Here is a 1,493-nt window from a genome sequence, read left to right as displayed (position 1 = left end):
ATGATATTAAAGCCGCCATCACCCGCTTTGATGCCTGATTGCTCCACAACACTATGATAATCGCTAGAGGATTTATCGTTTTGGAAAGAGGCGCTCATGGACCCCCCACCACCCGTTTGTCCAGCACCAAACCCAACAGAAACAGAGTTTTGCTTACTGGAAGTTTGTCCCGTATCACTGCGGCTGGTAATGGAAAAATCACCCCCTACTTCCATTTCTACACGCTCTCCAGAAACCACGGCGCCTGCCAATGTGGTGTTTGCCCCACTCGTGGTATGAACAGTGCCGGTGCCTATAATATGGCTGTTTTTGTGTTGAACTTCCTCACTGGAACCTTCCCCTTGACTAAAAGAAGCACTGCCCGTTGCCCCTGCGCCACCCGTGCCATAACCGGTGCCAACACTCATTGAAGAACTTTCACTGCTGTTTTGTGTGCTTTGCGTGTTTTGTGCACTTTCAAAGATGATATCTTTACCTGCTTCCATGGTGATCTTTCCGCTCTGTGCATCATTTTCCAGCACATAGATTGGATTGGTACCAGCGATAATATCAGCGCCAACACCATGAATGCTGCCTTTGTGGGCTTGCATGTTAACAGCGCGTCCGCCTTCTATGCTATCTGTCACCGCTGTGGAGATTTGAGAAGAGGCTTCTGTTTTCTCAGTTTTAAAGCCCACGGTTACACTGCCAGATGCACCAGCCATATTGGCAAGAGCATCCTTGGTGGAGCCCCCCAATCCTCCTAATGAGCTACTCAGTCCTTTGGTTACGTTCCCCTTTTCCCCCGTATTGCCAGTCAGCCAATTAACAAAGGTTTTGCCTTTACTATAAAGATGACTGATTTTCATGCCAGTCAGTATGCCATTAATAACTGTATTGTTACCATCCTTATTATTCATGTGATCTGCGGCATCTTTTAGTCCTTGTACCGTACCAAGGACACCAATATCAACGGAAGTTGTCACACCAGCAAAAGACTTTTCATGTGTCTCTTTGCCGTTAGAGGTATCATAGCTTTCTGAAAGCGTGATATTATTGCCGGCATCAATGTTGACATCACGATCCGCCGAAACAATGGCTGCTTGCATATTTACATCATTGTCAGCAGTAATCTGCACATCTTGGCGTGCCGTGATGTGTGATTGTGTGGAAGTGGTTTCCCATTGATCGCCCGTATCTTTGGCGCTTGCAATCCCAATACCTACAGAAGCTCCACTTTTGCTCTTTCCAAACTGAATGCCAAAACCTGTGCGTTCTTCTTTGCTGTTTGACTTATGGCTATTATGACCCGGTGAAATATTCACATCATGGGCGGCCGAAAGATTAATATTCTCACCTGCAAAATCAGAGCCCACCACGTTCACATCTTTTTTGGTGGCGGTGATGGTGATATTGCCATCCGCATTGAGAGAAGAGCCTTGATGTTCAAAACTCTCTTCATTTTCTGTCTTTCCCTCACTCCCGTATATCGACACAAAGTTCTTGCCTGATCC

The 1,493-nt window shown here is 46.4% G+C and carries 1 protein-coding gene; it reads right to left on the bottom strand.

Features of this window, described 5'->3' with window-relative positions; genetic code table 11:
• On the bottom strand, positions 1-1,493 hold a 1,493-nt coding region (locus tag ACFIQC_RS09790; RefSeq protein WP_375707130.1), incomplete at both ends, for a hemagglutinin repeat-containing protein.

This window comes from Bartonella sp. AA126HLJHH, from assembly GCF_042197425.1.
Taxonomy (GTDB): Bacteria; Pseudomonadota; Alphaproteobacteria; order Rhizobiales; family Rhizobiaceae; genus Bartonella.
The sequence above is the reverse complement of the archived record's forward strand: the minus strand, read 5'-3'. Positions and strand labels throughout refer to the sequence as shown.